This window comes from Paracoccus broussonetiae, assembly GCF_031854425.1.
Classification (GTDB): Bacteria; Pseudomonadota; Alphaproteobacteria; order Rhodobacterales; family Rhodobacteraceae; genus Paracoccus; species Paracoccus broussonetiae.
The window spans coordinates 62,434-77,976 of the sequence record NZ_JAVRQI010000017.1; the positions used below are offsets into that span (position 1 = coordinate 62,434).

The following is a 15,543-nucleotide window of genomic DNA, read 5'->3' on the forward strand; positions in this document are numbered from 1 at the left end:
CCGGAGCGTCGACCCGAGTGGTGGGGTCCGGTGATGTGCAAGTCCGAACAAGGCGCGCCGCCTTTGCCACATTGGAATCCTGCCGGCCACCCGTAGTGCTGGGACTGCAACCGGGCAGAGAAAAAGGGCGACGCTGCACAGGAAAGTTTTGCAGGTCAATGTCTTGACAGACAGTCACGGAATCTGGTGCATTTTGTCTAAACAACAGGCTCCGCTTTCTGGGACCGAGCACAGGGAAGAAAGTTTCTGTCATGACCTCTGCAATTGCCGCCGATCTCGTGCTTCGGCACGGGAAAATCTGGCCCGGTTACGGGTTGCCGCTGGCCGAATCCCTGGCGATCGCGGGCAACCGGATCCTGGCACTGGGAAGCGATGCAGAGATCCAGCCGCTGATCGGAGCGAACACGAAGGTGGTCGATCTGGACGGGCGCTTTGCGATGCCGGGGCTGAATGACGCGCATCTTCACCTGATTTCGACCGGGTTGCTGCGTGGGCAGGTCGACGCCACCGCCGATGCCGCGCCGACACGCGAAGATCTGTTCCGCGCCCTGCAGGCCCGTGCCGCCGAAACCCCAAAGGGGGACTGGATCCGGGCACGGGGCTTCGACCAGACGCGCTATGACGACGGGCTGATGCCGACCGTGCAGGAACTGGATGCGGCCCTCCCCGACCATCCGGTTTCGGTGACGCGCGCCTGCGGCCACGTCACGGTGGTGAACTCGCTGGCGCTGGCCCGGGCGGGCATCACGGCCCACACCCCCGACCCCGATGGCGGCGTCATCGGGCGCGAGGATGGCCAGCTGACCGGGATGCTGGCCGAGAACGCTCAGAACCTGGTCTACAACGTGCAGCCGACGCCTTCGCTTGACGAGATCGTCGATGCGATCGAGGCTGGGGGCCAGCATCTCGCACAATTCGGCATCACCTCGTGCATGGATGCCGCGACGGGGCAGATCGACGGCATGACCGAGATCCGGGCCTATCATCTTGCCCTGCGTGACGGGCGCCTGCCGGTCCGGGTCTGGGCGACGTTGCTGGGCGATCCCGGATCGTCCATTGTCGAGCCCTGCCACGAGGTCGGGCTTGTCACCGGCGTCGGCAACGACATGTTCCGCATCGGCGGCGTCAAGATCTTCACCGACGGCTCGGCGGGCGGGCGCACGGCGTGGATGCGCCAGCCCTATCACGGCCAGACCAACAATTACGGCGTGCAGATGCTGCCCGACGAACAGCTTTTCGAGCTGGTCGACCGCTATACCTCGATGGGCTACACGATGGTCTGCCACGGCATCGGCGACGCGGCCATCGACCAGCTTATCCGTGCCTATGAACGCGTGCGGGCGGCCGATCCCGATCACGGGCAGCGCCACCGGATCGAACATTGCGGCTATGCCGATGCCGAGATGAACCAGCGCATGCTGAAGGCCGGCATCCTGCCCGCGCCGCAGCAGGCCTTCATTTATGATTTCGGCGACGCCTATGTTTCGGTGTTGGGGCCGGAACGGGGCCTGCGCTCCTATCCGATCGCGACCTGGGACCGGCTGGGGCTGAAGCCCTCGACCGGCAGCGACTCGCCAGTCTGTTCGCCCAATCCCTTCCCTGACATCTATGCGATGCTGACGCGCAAGACCCACAAGGGGACGGTGATGGACGCGTCCGAGATCCTGACGCCCGAGGAAGCCCTGCGCGCCTATACCGAGAATGGCGCCTATTCGCAGGGTGCCGAACAGGTCAAGGGCCGGTTGCAGCCGGGAATGCTGGCGGATGTCGCGGTCTTCAACCAGGACCTGCTGACCGCCGATCCCGAAACGATCCTGCACCATACGCGCTGCGAGATGACGATTCTGGATGGACGCATCGTCCACGACAGAAGCTGAGGCCGGGCGCGGGGGGCGCCTGACGACGGAGACGGCCAACAAACGGGGGCGAAATTCGTCCCCACAGGGAGAGAGAACATGCTGACCAGACTTAGCCTGATGGCGGCACTTGCGCTTGGGACCGCGACAACCGCCCTTGCGCAGGATGCGACCCCGAAAGACGGCGGGACTTTCGTGTTCACCGCGCCTTATGGCAACTCGATCACCTCGCTCGACATCACGGCGACGCCCCATACCCAGGACGAAATCGTGGGCAAGGCGCTGAACCGCTCGCTTTACAAATGGAACCCGGACAGCGGCAAGCCAGAGCTTGATCTGGCGGAATCGGTCGAAAAATCGGCGGACGGCAAGACCTATACCTACAAGCTGCGGGACGCGACCTTCCACAATGGCGACAAGCTGGATGCCGATGACGTGGTCTGGTCCTACAACCGCCTCGCCGACCCGAAAAAGGCACTGCCCGGCGCCGAACAAATGCTGCAGATCGAAGGCGTGGCCGAATTCCAGGACGGCAAGGCGGACCACATCTCGGGCGTGAAGAAGATCGACGACAAGACGGTCGCGATCACGGTCATCAACCTGGCCGATCCCGGCTGGAACCTGATGTCGAACTATGCCCCGATCTATTCCAAGGACTATCCCGAGGATCAGCTTGCCTCGAAGCCGAACGGCCTTGGCCCGTTCAAGCTGGCGAATTACGTTCCGGGTTCCAAGGTCGAGCTGGTCAAGTTCGACGACTACTATGAGCAGGGCAAGCCGCACCTGGCAAAGCTCGACATCATGCTGATGGGCGAAGCCGCGGCCCGTGACGTCGCTTTCCGGAACGGAGAGATCGACGCGAACGTGCTGGGTCCGGTTCAGTATGAGGCCTATACGCAGGATGCCGCGCTCAAGGACCATATCCTCGAGGTGGCCGAGGTCTATACCCGCAATATCGGCTTCAACCCGAAGATCGAGGCGTTCAAGGACAAGCGCGTCCGGCAGGCCATCAACTATGCGATCAACAGTGACCTCATCATTCAGAAGCTTCTGAAGAACAAGGCCTATCCGGCGGTGTCATGGCTGCCGACCTCCTCCCCCGCCTTCGACAAGGACGCCAAGCCCTATGCCTATGACCCGGACAAGGCCAAGGCGCTGCTGAAGGAAGCGGGCTATGAGACCGGGCTGAAATTCTCGGTCACGGCGACCGACAACGAAAGCTGGGGCCTGCCCATCGTCGAGGCGATCATCCCGATGCTGGCCAAGGTGGGGGTCGAGGTGACGACCGATCCGGTCGATGGCTCGGTCCTGTCCGACAAGATCCTGTCGGACAATTTCGACAGCTATATCTGGTCGAACTCCTCGGGGCCGGATCCGCTTAAATATCTGAACTGCTTCCACTCGGGCACGTCGCAGACAGCCTGCAACTACGTCAAGTTCGCGAATGCGGATTTCGACAAACTGTTGGATGCCGCCGGGAACGAAACCGACCCTGCCAAGCAGAACGACCTGCTCCGCCAGGCCAACAACCTGCTGCAGGAAGAAGCGCCCGTCTGGTTCTTCAACTACAACAAGGCCGTCATGGCCTATCAGCCCTGGGTTCACGGGCTGAAGCCGAACGCGATGGAGCTGGCGATCCAGGATTACGAAGACATCTGGATCGACGACACCGCCCCTGCGGGCCGCAAGTAACGCCAAAGGCATCGGAGCGAGGGGCCCGGATTTCCGGGCCCTTCCAGCCTTCCGCGCAATTCCAACGAAAGGCAGAACGCGCAGATGATGCGATTCATCCTTCGCCGGACGTTGCAGATGATCCCCACCATGCTGGCGGTCATCCTGATCATTTTCGTGATCTTCAGCGTCGTGCCCGGCAGTTTCATCACCTCGCTGATGGCCGAGGGCCGCAACGCCACCAATGCCCAGGTGCTGTCGCACCTGAACGAGCAGTTCGGGCTGGATCAGCCCCTGCTGGTCCGGCTGTGGAACTATCTTTGGGGACTCGCGCATTTCGACCTGGGCATTTCCTATCGCACGCGCGAACCGGTCTGGAACGTGATCGAGCCGCGGCTGTGGCCCTCGATCAAGCTGGCGCTGTCGGCGATGGGCTTTGCCGCCGTCGTCGGGATACCGCTTGGCTTTCTGGCCGCGCTGAAACCCGGCAGCATCTTTGACAGCGGCACCATGGTCGTCGCCGTTTCGGGGCTTTCGCTGCCGGAGTTCTGGTTCGGCCTGCTGCTGATGTATGTCTTTGCGCTGACGCTGGGGTGGCTTCCAAGCTTCGGCTACCAGCCGGGCAGCATCCGGCACATCATCCTGCCCGCCATTGCGCTGGGGGTGTCGCCGATGGCGCTTCTGGCACGAACGACGCGGGCTGGCGTGCTGGACGTGATGAACGCCGATTTCGTCCGCACCGCCCGCGCCAAGGGCCTGGCCGAGCCGCGTCTGGTGCGCAGCCATGTCGCGCGCAACGTGCTGGTACTGATCCTGACGACGATGGGGCTGCAGATCGGCGCCCTGATGGGGCAGGCCATCGTGGTCGAGAAGCTGTTCTCATGGCCCGGCATCGGGTCGCTTCTGGTGGACAGCGTTTCGGTCCGCGACATCCCCGTGGTGCAGGGGGCGGTCCTGGTGATCGTGCTGTGGTTCCTGGTCATCAACATGCTGGTCGATGTCGCCTATGCGCTGATCGACCCGCGCATCAAGGTGGGCTGAACCATGGGGCTGCGTTTCAACTTCGTGCTGGGCCTGGTGCTGGTGGTTCTGGTCCTGCTTGGTGCACTGCTGGCGGGGCATCTTGCCCCCTTTGATCCGATCATGGACGCCGACCTGATGAGTTCCGAACTGCCCCCGGACTGGGAGCACTGGATGGGCACGGACGGACAGGGTCGGGACGTGTTCTCGCGCGTGCTCTACGGGGCCAGGGTCTCGCTGACGGTGGGGCTGGTCTCGCAGCTCATCAACTCGGTGATCGGGACGGCGCTTGGCGTCTCGGCCGGGTATTTCGGGGGCTGGTGGGATGATTTGGTCAACGGCCTGACCAATGTCATGCTGGCCATTCCTTCGCTGGTCTTCGCATTGGCCATCATGGCGGTTCTGGGACCGGGGCTGCCCAGCCTGCTGATCGCGCTTGGCCTGACCAACTGGTCCTGGACCTGCCGCATCGCACGATCGTCGACCCTGTCGCTGAAGAGCCAGGGTTTCGTTCAGGCGGCCAAGACCGCTGGCTTTGGTGATCTGAACATCATGCGCACCCAGATCCTGCCGAACATCCTTGGGCCGGTGCTGGTCATCGCGACACTGGGCATCGGCGGCGCCGTCCTGTCCGAGGCGGCGCTGTCCTTCCTGGGCGTCGGCATCCGCCCGCCGCAACCAAGCTGGGGCAACATGCTGTCCGACGCGCGCGAATTGATCCGCACCGCGCCCTGGGCCGCGATCTTCCCGGGACTTGCGATCTTCGCGACGGTGCTGGGCTTCAACCTGCTGGGCGACGGTCTGCGCGACATGCTCGACCCTCACATGAGGACGCAACGGGCATGAGCGATCTTCTTCCAGACCCGATCCTGTCCGTCCGCAACCTGCGCCTTGGGATCGGGAAGCGGCACGAGATCCTGCATGGCGTCTCGTTCGACATCCTGCCGGGCGAAACCTACGGGTTGGTCGGCGAATCCGGCTCGGGCAAAAGCGTGACCGGGCTGGCGATCATGGGGCTGCTGAAGCGTCCGCTGGAAGTGACGGGCGGTACGGTCCACTATCTGGGGCGCGATCTGCTGGGGATGCGCGCGCGGGAACGTCGCAAGCTGCGCGGCGACCGCATCGCGATGGTGTTCCAGGAGCCGATGACTGCGCTGAACCCGCTGGTCACGATCGGTCGCCAGATCGCCGAGATGTATGTGATCCATCGTGGGATGCCCTGGCCCGAGGCGCGGCGGAAGGCTGTCGAGGCGCTGGACAGCGTCCGCGTTCCCGCACCCGAAGAACGCGCCCGCGCCTATCCCCATCAATTGTCGGGGGGCATGCGGCAGCGCGTGATGATCGCGATTGCCCTGGCCTGCCGCCCGGACCTGCTGATCGCCGACGAACCGACGACGGCGCTGGACGTGACGGTCCAGGCCGGCGTGCTGGAGCTGATGGCCGACCTGTGCCGCGCCGAGGGCACCGCGGTCCTTCTGGTCAGCCACGATCTGGGCGTCATCGCCAACATGTGCCAGCGCGTCGGCGTCATGGATCAAGGCCGGCTGGTCGAGGAACAGGACACCCGCAACATCTTCACCAACCCGCTGCACCCCTATACGCGCGGCCTGCTGGCGGCTCGGCCGCGGCTTGGATCGCGCGAGCCGGGCCAGCGCGGTCGCCTGACCGAGCTGGAGGAAGTCGTCAGGCCCAAGGACCGTGGTCGCGATATGCCGACGCTGATCACCCCGCGTGGGCTGCGCACGGCGGAGGCCAGTGCATGACCGCGCCCCTGCTGGAAATCCGTGACCTCAAGGTCCATTTCACCCTGCCCCGCCAGACGCCGCTTGGTCCCCGCCGCACCCTGCGCGCGGTCGAAGGCGTGAACCTGACCCTGAATGAGGGCGAATGCCTGTCGATCGTGGGCGAATCCGGCTGCGGCAAGTCCACGACCGCGCTGACCGTCATGGGCTTGCAGGACCCGACCGAGGGGCAAGTTCTTTATCAGGGCAAGCCGCTGAACGGTCCCGGCGCGCCGGGACGAAAGCAGCGCGCCCGGATCGCGCAGATGGTCTTCCAGGATCCCTATGCCTCGCTCAACCCGCGCCAGACCATCGGCTCGACCCTGATGTCGCAGTTGAAGCTGCACGGTCTCGCTTCGGGTTCCGAGGCGCAGGACCGCGTCGCGGCCATGCTGGCACGCGTCGGATTGCAGCCCGACCATGCCGGGCGTTACCCGCACGAATTCTCGGGGGGCCAGCGCCAGCGGATCGGCATCGCCCGCGCGCTGATGCTGGATCCGAAGATCCTTGTGCTGGACGAGCCGGTCTCGGCCCTTGATGTCTCGATCCAGGCGCAGATCATCAACCTTCTGATGGACCTGCAGGAATCCCTGAAGCTCAGCTATATCATGATCTCGCATGACCTGTCGGTGGTCGAACATGTCAGTGACCGGGTCGCGGTGATGTATTTCGGCCGTGTGGTCGAGGAAGGCGACTGGCATTCGGTCTTCACCCGGCCGACCCATCCCTATACCCGCCGCCTGATCGGATCGGTCCCCGATGCCGAGGCGATCATGACCGGCGCGCGCGGTGTCCCCGATGGCGTGGCGATTCCCACGGGGCGGCGTTTCGCGCCCGATATATCCACCCGCCCTGATCCCGGCCTACCCCCCGATCCCAGCAGCCTTGTGTCGATCGGGCCGGATCACCGCGTTCGCCTTGCCGACTGAGCACTAGACCAGAGACCCAGATGACCTTCACCGTCCTCACCGCGGAATTCCAGCACGAGAGCAATACCTTCTCGCGCTATCGCACCGACCTGCCGCAATTCGCCGCGGATGCCCTGCATTACGGCGACGACGCGATCGCCGCGCGGGGGAACGCCAATACCGAACTGGCCGGTTTCCTTGACGTGGCACGACCCGCAGGCTGGAAGGTCATCCACGCGATCACCGCCCACGCCGTCCCGGGCGGGCAGGTCACGAAAGCGGCCTTCGATCATATCGCGGGCGTCATCCTGAAAACCGCGCGCGACAACCGGGATCGGCTCGACGGTGTCCTGTTGTCGCTGCACGGCTCGATGGTTCCCGATTTCTGCGAGGATGGCGAGGGGCTTTTGCTGCGCCTGCTGCGCGCGGAACTGGGCGATGAAATCCCGATCGCGGTGACGCTGGACCTGCATGCGATGGTGTCGGCCGAGATGGTCGAGCGGGCGCAGATCTTCGTCTCGTACAAGACCTATCCCCATGTCGACATGCGGGTGACCGGCGCCCATGCCGCCCGGATCCTGGACCGCGCAATGAAGGGCGAGATCGCGCCCCGGACCATCCGCGCCCATGTCCCGATGCTGGACGAGGCGAATTCGGGCCGCACCGACATCCCCGAGACGCTGGCCCTGTATCAGCGCGCCACCGTGGCAGAGCAGGCCGGGCTGGAAGCGGTGTCCGTCAATGCCGCCTTTACGGGCGCAGATGTCTTCTGCGTCGGGCCCACGGTCCTTGCCACCTATGACAGCCGCGATCCCGCGGCCGAGGCAGCGGCCAGGGCCGTGACCGAGGAACTGGCGGCGAAAATCTGGGACGGACGCACGAAAAAGCGCAATGTCTTCATCGAGGTCGAGGAAGCCGCCGCCGAGGCGCTGGCCTGGCAGGGCGACAGGCCGCTGGTGATCTCGGATTACGCCGACAATCCGGGCGCGGGATCCTATGGTGACTCGACCGCACTTCTGGCGGGGCTGATGCAGGCCGGGGTGACGGGTGCCGTCTTCACCCCGATGATCGATCCCGAGGCGGCGGCCGAACTTCATCGCCATGCCGAGGGCGCGACCGTCACCGTGACGCTGGGCGGCAAGGGCGACCCCAGCTTCGGGGGCGGACCACTGACCGTAACCGGCATCATCCGCAAGCTGTCCGACGGGGCCTATATCGGCGACGGCCCGATCCAGGGCGGGCTGTCCCACAGCTTTGGCCCGACGGCGGTCATCGACCTGGGCGGAATCGAGGTGCTGGTCGTGACCGAGGCGCAGCAGATGGTGGACCTGCAGCAACTGCGCGCCTTCGGGATCGAGCCGACCCGGCGGCGGGTGCTGGCGCTGAAGTCGATGCAGCATTTCCGCGCCGCCTTCGAACCCATCGCGGGCAAAGTCATCGTCTGCGATGCAGGCGCGCTTGCAACCCCCCGCGCCGAGCGACGACCCTATATCCGCGCGCCCCGCCCGCTTTGGCCACTGGACCGCGACTTCCAGCGCTGACCTGAGATCCCGACCGGCCGATGGCCGGTCAGGGTGCCCGCCTTACCTGCAAGCGGTAAGTTGCAACTGGTAAAGCTCGGACCGTCTCTCGACCCGAGAGGCGGTACTTTTCAGCCAGGATTTACTGCGATAGCTGCCACGCGAATAGCCGCCCCGGCCCTCGTGATAGGCGAGGTACTGGTTATAGGCGTCATCGGGCGATACTCCCAGCGAACGCGAGGTGCCCGCCATGTACCAGCCGATGAAGTCGGCGGCATCGTGGATATTGTCGCGACGCGCCACGCCGCGGCCCGGTCCCGCGCGATACTCGTCCCACGTCCCGTCCAGCGCCTGCGAATAGCCATAGGCCGAACTGATCCGTCCCCGCGGGATGATGAACAGGAAGGGTTTCTTCCGCGGAGGCTTTGCATTCCCGCGAAAGCTCGACTCGTGATAGATCGTCGCCAGCTGAACACCGGCCGGGATGCCCCATTTCTGCTCGGAGGCCATGACCGCCCGCCCAAAGTCGCGCCGCTCGGCGAACAGGCGGCACGCATTTTCGGTATTGTCCGGCTGCCTGACGTTGCTCGCACAGGCCCCAAGAGACAGGAGCACGGCAGCGGCAAGAATAGCCCTCTTCATTTTATCCCTCGTTTTTCCAATCAGATGGCACGATCACGTGCCCAAAGCAAAGGCGGCGCGGCGACTCTGCTGGTCCTGCCGTTTTTCCGCCCATGCGACCGGAGGTGCGTGCAAATCGTTGCCCAATCCTCGTTGGACCGGGGTGGTCGGGGGCGAATTGCACGCGCACCACGCCTGACAAATGCACAACGACCTGATGCCGTTTTCCTACGGCATCGCTTTCCGCTCCGACTGGGGCGCAAAGGCAACAGCCGGATGCATCCGCCCGCGTGTCAGGGGGGCGGGTGCACAGGCGGGCTACGGGTCCAGGGCTTGTGCGAATGGCCGAGCCGTGCGCGGGAAAGTGACCGGCACCGGAAAACCTGCATGCCCAGTTACCGATCCCATTTATCAAGGCAGTTTAACCGCTTGTTGGCCGTGATCTGCATCCGCGGTAGACCTGTCCGACTCTCGGACCCAGCCCGCGCGCTCTGCACGTTTCCGGCGAAAGCGCACGCGATTTTTCCCATGAAACGGTTGTCCCGGCCACGAACAGCCAAAAACCTGCCCATTAATATAACTGCCCCGGACTCACCGGCGGTTTACCGCCGACAACTTGGTTTGCTAGGCTTTTCATATGGAGGGGTCGCATCGCTGACGAGTCGAGCATTGCGGCCAGAACATTTCGAACAATGTGCCGAAATTCGGCCCATCGGTGACCTTGGTTGCTGATGGAAGGTATGGCCGTGTCTCGGCACCCGAAAGGCAATGCGGGTGGAACGTCTGAGTCGGTTCTGGGGTCTTTTGTTCGCGTATTGGCTGTCCAATCGCTGGCGAGAGGCTTGGCTGCTGACCATCATCATCTTTGCCATGACCACCCTGCTCAGCAAGGCCGGTGTCTGGGTTGCGCTGGCCAGTGCCGACTTCCTGTCCTCGCTGGCAAGCTTTCATTCTCCGGACGAAGGGACGGACCCGGGACAGGCGATCCTTTTGGCGGGCGCGGCCTATCTGGCGATCTTTCTTGGCCGCACTGCGGGGCTGGCGGCACGGCATTTCACCTCGGCCACTCTGCATCGGCGGGCGCGAGGATGGCTGGTTGCCCAGTTCAACGATGCGATCCTGTCCGACGGGCGCATCGCGCTTGACCTGATGAGCGACCGATCCCTGTCCGAAGGGACGCCGCGGATGCCCGACGCCATCGACCAGCGGGTCGATGAATGCTCGGCCAACCTTTATGGTGGCGTCATCGGACTGGCGATGGGGCTTTGGGGGGCGGTCGCGGCGATCTGGTTCGTGTCCTCGGCCCTGATCGAACGCAGCAGGGCGGTTCCTTTCCTGGACCGTTGGGGAGAGATGGCGAACGGCCTGCTGGCGGATCGGTTCGGTCCGGGCGTGGCAGCGCATGTCAATTTCGTGCCGGGGGATTATGGCTCGGCCCTGCTGTGCCTGCTGCTGGTCGCCATCTATGTTCCCGCCATCACCTTCATCGCCTGGAAACTTGGGCATGTTCTGGAACGGCTCAGCATCCAGCGCCAGCGCCGCGATGGAGCCTGGCGCGGAGAGCTGGGCGTGATGTTGAGCCGCGTGGACCAGATGGCCGCCGGTCGTGGCGAGCGTCTGCAAAACCGGATCAACGGCCAGCTTTACACTGATCTGGACCGGACCTGGGGCAAGCAGAACTGGCTGGAAGCAGCGATGCTGCTGTTCAACACGCTCTACAGCTTCCTGTCGTCCCGCCTGCTGGCCTATCTGCCGGCGCTGCCCTCGTTCATGGCGGGTCGGCTGGGCTTTCGCGATTTCGTCGCCAGCAGCGAGTTGACGGCCGAACTGATCGGCGACCTGTCCTGGTTCATCAACGTGATGCCGGCCATTGCCACGCTCAAGGCCAATGCGACGCGACTGAACGAGCTGGCCGCGGCGATCGAACGCGTGCGGAACCGTCAGGACTTCTATGCCGAAACCGGCGTCAGCCGCTTTGAGCATACCCGCATCCAGAACGGCGCCGTGCTTGGACTGCGGAACCTGCATCTGCACCATCGCGGCCATGACACCGCGCCATTCCTGGCGGTTCCGGGGCTTCACCTTTATCCTGGCGACCGGGTCTATCTGACGGGTCGGAACGGCTGCGGGAAAAGCAGCCTGCTGAAGGCGGTGGCGGGAATCTGGCCCTATGGCGAGGGGCGGGTGGCACGGCGGGATGGCGCGCGCCTGTTCTTTGCCGGTCAGGACGCCGACCTCCCCGACCGCCTGTCGCTGAAGGCGCTGGTGACCTATCCCGAGGGGCCTGAGCGGCAGTCCGACATCGCCGTCGCCGCGACGCTGTCACGGGTCGGGCTTGGCGATTTCGTGCACTGCCTTGGCGACAGCCTGCACCGGGGCAGGAACTGGCGCAACGTTCTGTCCGGCGGGCAGAAACAGCGGCTGGTCCTGGCGCGGATCCTGCTGGCGCGGCCCGACATCCTGCTTCTGGACGAGGCGACCGCGGCCCTTGATGTCGATGGGGTCGTCGATTTCCACCTGACGCTGTGTGAATGCCTGCCCGATACCGCTGTGCTTGCGGTGCTGCATGGCGAAACCGCCCCGCACGCGCCTGATGGCGAACCCTTCTATACCGCCATGCTCGAGATCCGCGACGGCATCGGAACGCTTCGCCCGGCCCTGGCCGACACCTATCACGCCGCCCGTCATGCGGCGGAATAAGGACGCCGTCGCATGAGAGACGAAATGATGCCCCGCACTGCCGTCGAGGACCTGATCGCGGGGATGAGCCTTGACGAAAAGATCGGACAGTTGAATCTGCTGCCGGCGGGCGAGGGGCTTGTGACCGGTGCAAGCCAGCCGACCTCGCTGTCGAAACGCCTTGACGCGGGACAGGTCGGCGCCATCTTCGGCACCAAGTCCCTGGCTTCGGCCCGCGCCATGCAGGAACGCGCGCTGGCCGGGTCACGGCTGGGCATTCCCCTGTTCTTTGCCGAGGATGTGATCCACGGCCACCGGACCGTCTTTCCGCTGAACATCGCGCTGGCCTGCAGCTGGGACATGCGCCTGATCGAACGGACCGCGGCCTTTGCCGCAGCCGAGGCCGCGGCCGAAGGCCTGCATCAGGTCTATGGTCCGATGATCGACATCAGCCGCGACCCCCGCTGGGGCCGCGTGGCCGAGGGACCGGGCGAGGATGCCTTGCTTGCCTCTCGCATCGCGGCGGCGGCGACGCGGGGATTTCAGGGGGCGGGGCATGGCGCGGCGGGCCGCGTGGCCGCCTGCCTCAAGCATTTCGTGGCCTATGGCGCGCCACAAAGCGGACGGGATTACGACAATGTCAGCATGTCCGCGGAAGACCTGCTGGAGACCTATCTTCCCCCCTTTGCCGCCGGGATCGCCGCCGGGGCGGCAAGCGTCATGGTGGCCTTCAATGCGGTGAACAAGCTGCCCATGCACGCGAATGGCCCCTTGATCGAAGGCTGGCTGCGCGGACAGCAGGGCTTCGACGGACTTGTCGTCTCGGACTATACCGGCGTGAAGGAGCTGGTGGCCCATGGGATGGGCCCTGCGCCGGTCGCCGTCGCGCGCGCCCTTCATGCCGGTGTCGACATGGACATGGTGGGCGAGGATTACCTGCGCGAATTGCCCGCCCTTGTCCGCGACGGGCTGGACGCGCCCGATGCGGGGTTTTCTCTGTCGGCCCAGCGTCTCTCCGCCCTTGTCGACCGTGCCTGCCGCCGCGTCCTGACCTTCAAGCAGCGGCTGGGCTTGCTGGACGATCCCTTCCGCGGGCTTGGCGGCACGCCAAGGGCACCGTCACGATCCAGCGGGCGCAAGCTTGCCCGCAAGGCAGCCGCCCAATCGGCGGTGCTGCTGAAGAATGACGGTCTGCTGCCACTGGCACCGGGCACGAAGGTGGCCCTGATCGGCCCCTTCGCGACCGACCGGGCGAACATGCTGGGCACCTGGGCGGTGTCCGGCCGGGCCGAGGATGTCGTTCCGCTGGACAAGGCGATTGCGGCGTTGACCAGCCACGCGCCTGCGACGGCCTGGGGCGCGAATGTGGTGGACGAACCCTGGCTGGAACAACGCCTGAACGTGCACGGGACGACCGTGACGCGGGACAGGCGCAGCAAGGCCCGGCAACTTGCCGAAGCCGTGGCGTTGGCCCATTCGGCCGATGTGATCGTGGCGGCGGTGGGAGAGGCCAAGGAACATGCGGGCGAATCCTCGTCTCGCCTGACACCGGACCTGCCCGCCTCGCAACGGCGCCTGATCGCGGCCCTGGCCCGGACGGGAAAACCCCTGGTGGTGGTAGTCTTTGCCGGGCGGCCCCTTGCGATTGGCGAGGTTGCGGCGCAGGCGGATGCCCTGCTTTACGCCTGGCATGGCGGCGTGGGTGGACCGGAAGGCGTCGCGGACCTGATTTTCGGGGCGGCAGAACCCTCGGGGCGCCTCGCGGTTTCACTGCCGCGGCATCCGGGCGAGGCACCCTTGACCTATGCCTGCGACACGACGGGGCGACCGGGCAATGACCGCTTCACCAAGTTCCTTACCGGCTGGCTGGACCTGCCCGATGACCTGCCGACCTTTCCCTTTGGCTTTGGGCTTGGTTACTCTGACATCAGCTATGCCGCGCCGCGCCTGTCCCGTGATGCGGTCCGGGCCGATGAGACGGTCGAGCTGCGCATCACAATCCAGAATGCGGGAACCCGCCCGGCTGTCGAGACCGTCCAGCTTTACGCCAGCGATCCTATCGCACGCGTGACGCGCCCCGGGAGGAAGCTGATCGACTTCAAGCAATGCTCGCTTGCGCCCGGCCAGCGCAGGACAGTCACCTTCCAGATCAGTTCGGACCAGTTCCGCTATCCGGTCGCGCCCACGCTGGAGACCGCTGAATGGGTCCGCGATCCCGGACTGATCCGGTTACATGTGGGCCCGAACTGCCGCGACACCCAGATGAAGGAGCTGACATGGCTGACGTGATCCGGGGCCTTGACGATGCCGCCCTGCGCGACCGCGTTGCGCAGGCCAGCGCAGCCTATTTCCTTGACTGGAGCCATCCCGTCAGCGGCATGGCCCGCGAACGCAGCGCCGGCGACTTCGGTTACGATGTCGCGGAAACCGTCTGCACGGGCGGCACCGGCTTCGGTCTTCTGGCCCAGATCGTGGCCGTCGAACGCGGATGGCGGCCCCGGCGCGAGATCCTTGACCGGCTCGAACGGGTGCTGGATTTTCTGGAACGGGCAGACCGCTTCGAAGGGGTCTTTCCGCATTTCCTGAACGGCACAACCGGGCGCGTGTTGCCCTTCATGGTCGGCGATGATGGCGGCGATCTGGTCGAGACGGCCTTCCTGATGTTGGGCCTGCTGGGCGCGGGCGCCTATTTCGACGAAGAACCGTGGCTTGTCGCGCGTATCCAGTCGCTCTTTGACGCGGTGAACTGGGCCGCGCATCTGCGCGAGGATGGCGCTGTCATGTGGCATCGCCATCCTGATCGGCCATGGACGGAAAAATCGCTGCCGATCCGCGGCTGGAACGAGGCTTTTCCGGTCTTCGTCCTGGGTGCCGGATCGCGCACCCACGCGCTGCCCGCCACCTCCTATCACAAGAGCTGGGCCAGGGCCCCGGCCTTCCGCAATGGACAAGTCTATGGCCGCACGAAGTTGCCTTTGGGGCTGGACTGGGGCGGTCCGCTGTTTCTGTCGCAATATCCGTTTCTTGGCATCGACCCGCGCGGCTTGCGCGACGCATATGCCGATTATGGCGTGCAGGCCCGCGCCCATGCGCTGGTCAACCGAACCCATTGCCTGTCCAATCCGCACGGCTGGAAGGGCTATGGCCCCAAGCTTTGGGGCTTGACCGCCAGCGACGATCCGACGGGCTATGTCGCTCATTCCCCGACCGAGGATACCGGCGTCATCACCCCCACCGCGGCGCTTTCTTCGCTTCCCTTCGCCCCGCGCGAGGTGATGCCGGTTCTGCGCCATCTGCATGACGACCTGGGCGAACGGATCTGGGGCGAGGCCGGGTTTGTCGATGCCTTCAGCGTGGCGCAGGACTGGACCGCTGAAAGCCGGCTTGCGGTCGATCAGGCCCCCATCGTCATCGGGCTTGAGAACCATCGTTCGGGGCTGCTGTGGCGGCTGGTCTCGGGTCGGCCCGAGGTACGACGCGGCCTGAG

At 65.0% G+C, this 15,543-nt stretch carries 10 protein-coding genes and 1 pseudogene; 10 read left to right on the forward strand and 1 reads right to left on the reverse strand.

Annotated features, from left to right (window positions below):
* Nucleotides 1-251 precede the first annotated feature (251 nt).
* From RM190_RS19520 to RM190_RS19550, 7 genes are all read left to right on the forward strand, one after another.
* Nucleotides 252-1,877, forward strand: a complete 1,626-nt coding sequence (locus RM190_RS19520; protein ID WP_311761147.1) for an amidohydrolase — start codon at nucleotides 252-254, stop codon at nucleotides 1,875-1,877.
* A gap of 78 nt (nucleotides 1,878-1,955) precedes the next feature.
* The gene (locus tag RM190_RS19525) at nucleotides 1,956-3,548 is read left to right on the forward strand and encodes an ABC transporter substrate-binding protein (RefSeq protein ID WP_311761148.1); all 1,593 of its coding nucleotides are present in this window, start codon (nucleotides 1,956-1,958) and stop codon (nucleotides 3,546-3,548) included.
* Between the two features lie 84 nt (nucleotides 3,549-3,632).
* On the forward strand, nucleotides 3,633-4,568 hold the full coding sequence (locus RM190_RS19530) for an ABC transporter permease (RefSeq protein WP_311761149.1): 936 nt from the start codon (nucleotides 3,633-3,635) through the stop codon (nucleotides 4,566-4,568).
* Between the two features lie 3 nt (nucleotides 4,569-4,571).
* Nucleotides 4,572-5,393, forward strand: coding sequence for an ABC transporter permease (locus RM190_RS19535; protein ID WP_311761150.1), 822 nt, complete (start codon nucleotides 4,572-4,574; stop codon nucleotides 5,391-5,393).
* On the forward strand, nucleotides 5,390-6,310 hold the full coding sequence (locus tag RM190_RS19540; RefSeq protein ID WP_311761151.1) for an ABC transporter ATP-binding protein: 921 nt from the start codon (nucleotides 5,390-5,392) through the stop codon (nucleotides 6,308-6,310). The genes RM190_RS19535 and RM190_RS19540 overlap by 4 nt, the downstream gene beginning before the upstream one ends.
* On the forward strand, nucleotides 6,307-7,257 hold the full coding sequence (locus RM190_RS19545; protein WP_311761152.1) for an ABC transporter ATP-binding protein: 951 nt from the start codon (nucleotides 6,307-6,309) through the stop codon (nucleotides 7,255-7,257). The genes RM190_RS19540 and RM190_RS19545 overlap by 4 nt, the downstream gene beginning before the upstream one ends.
* Nucleotides 7,258-7,277: 20 nt before the next feature.
* Entirely contained in the window at nucleotides 7,278-8,777 is a 1,500-nt protein-coding gene (locus RM190_RS19550; protein ID WP_311761153.1) for a M81 family metallopeptidase, read from the forward strand.
* 42 nt (nucleotides 8,778-8,819) lie between these two features.
* Here RM190_RS19550 and RM190_RS19555 read toward each other — a convergent pair whose 3' ends face one another.
* Entirely contained in the window at nucleotides 8,820-9,398 is a 579-nt protein-coding gene (locus RM190_RS19555) for a transglycosylase SLT domain-containing protein (protein WP_311761154.1), read from the reverse strand.
* 753 nt (nucleotides 9,399-10,151) lie between these two features.
* Here RM190_RS19555 and RM190_RS19560 point away from each other — a divergent pair.
* The 3 genes and pseudogenes from RM190_RS19560 to RM190_RS23420 form a co-directional block, all read left to right on the forward strand.
* Nucleotides 10,152-12,077: an ATP-binding cassette domain-containing protein gene (locus RM190_RS19560; RefSeq protein WP_311761155.1), complete on the forward strand. Its 1,926-nt coding sequence runs from the start codon at nucleotides 10,152-10,154 to the stop codon at nucleotides 12,075-12,077.
* Nucleotides 12,078-12,089: 12 nt separating this feature from the next.
* The gene (locus tag RM190_RS19565; RefSeq protein WP_311761156.1) at nucleotides 12,090-14,345 is read left to right on the forward strand and encodes a glycoside hydrolase family 3 N-terminal domain-containing protein; all 2,256 of its coding nucleotides are present in this window, start codon (nucleotides 12,090-12,092) and stop codon (nucleotides 14,343-14,345) included.
* 491 nt (nucleotides 14,346-14,836) lie between these two features.
* Nucleotides 14,837-15,499, forward strand: a pseudogene (locus RM190_RS23420) (glucoamylase family protein); the annotation flags it as partial.
* Between the last annotated feature and the right edge of the window lie 44 nt (nucleotides 15,500-15,543).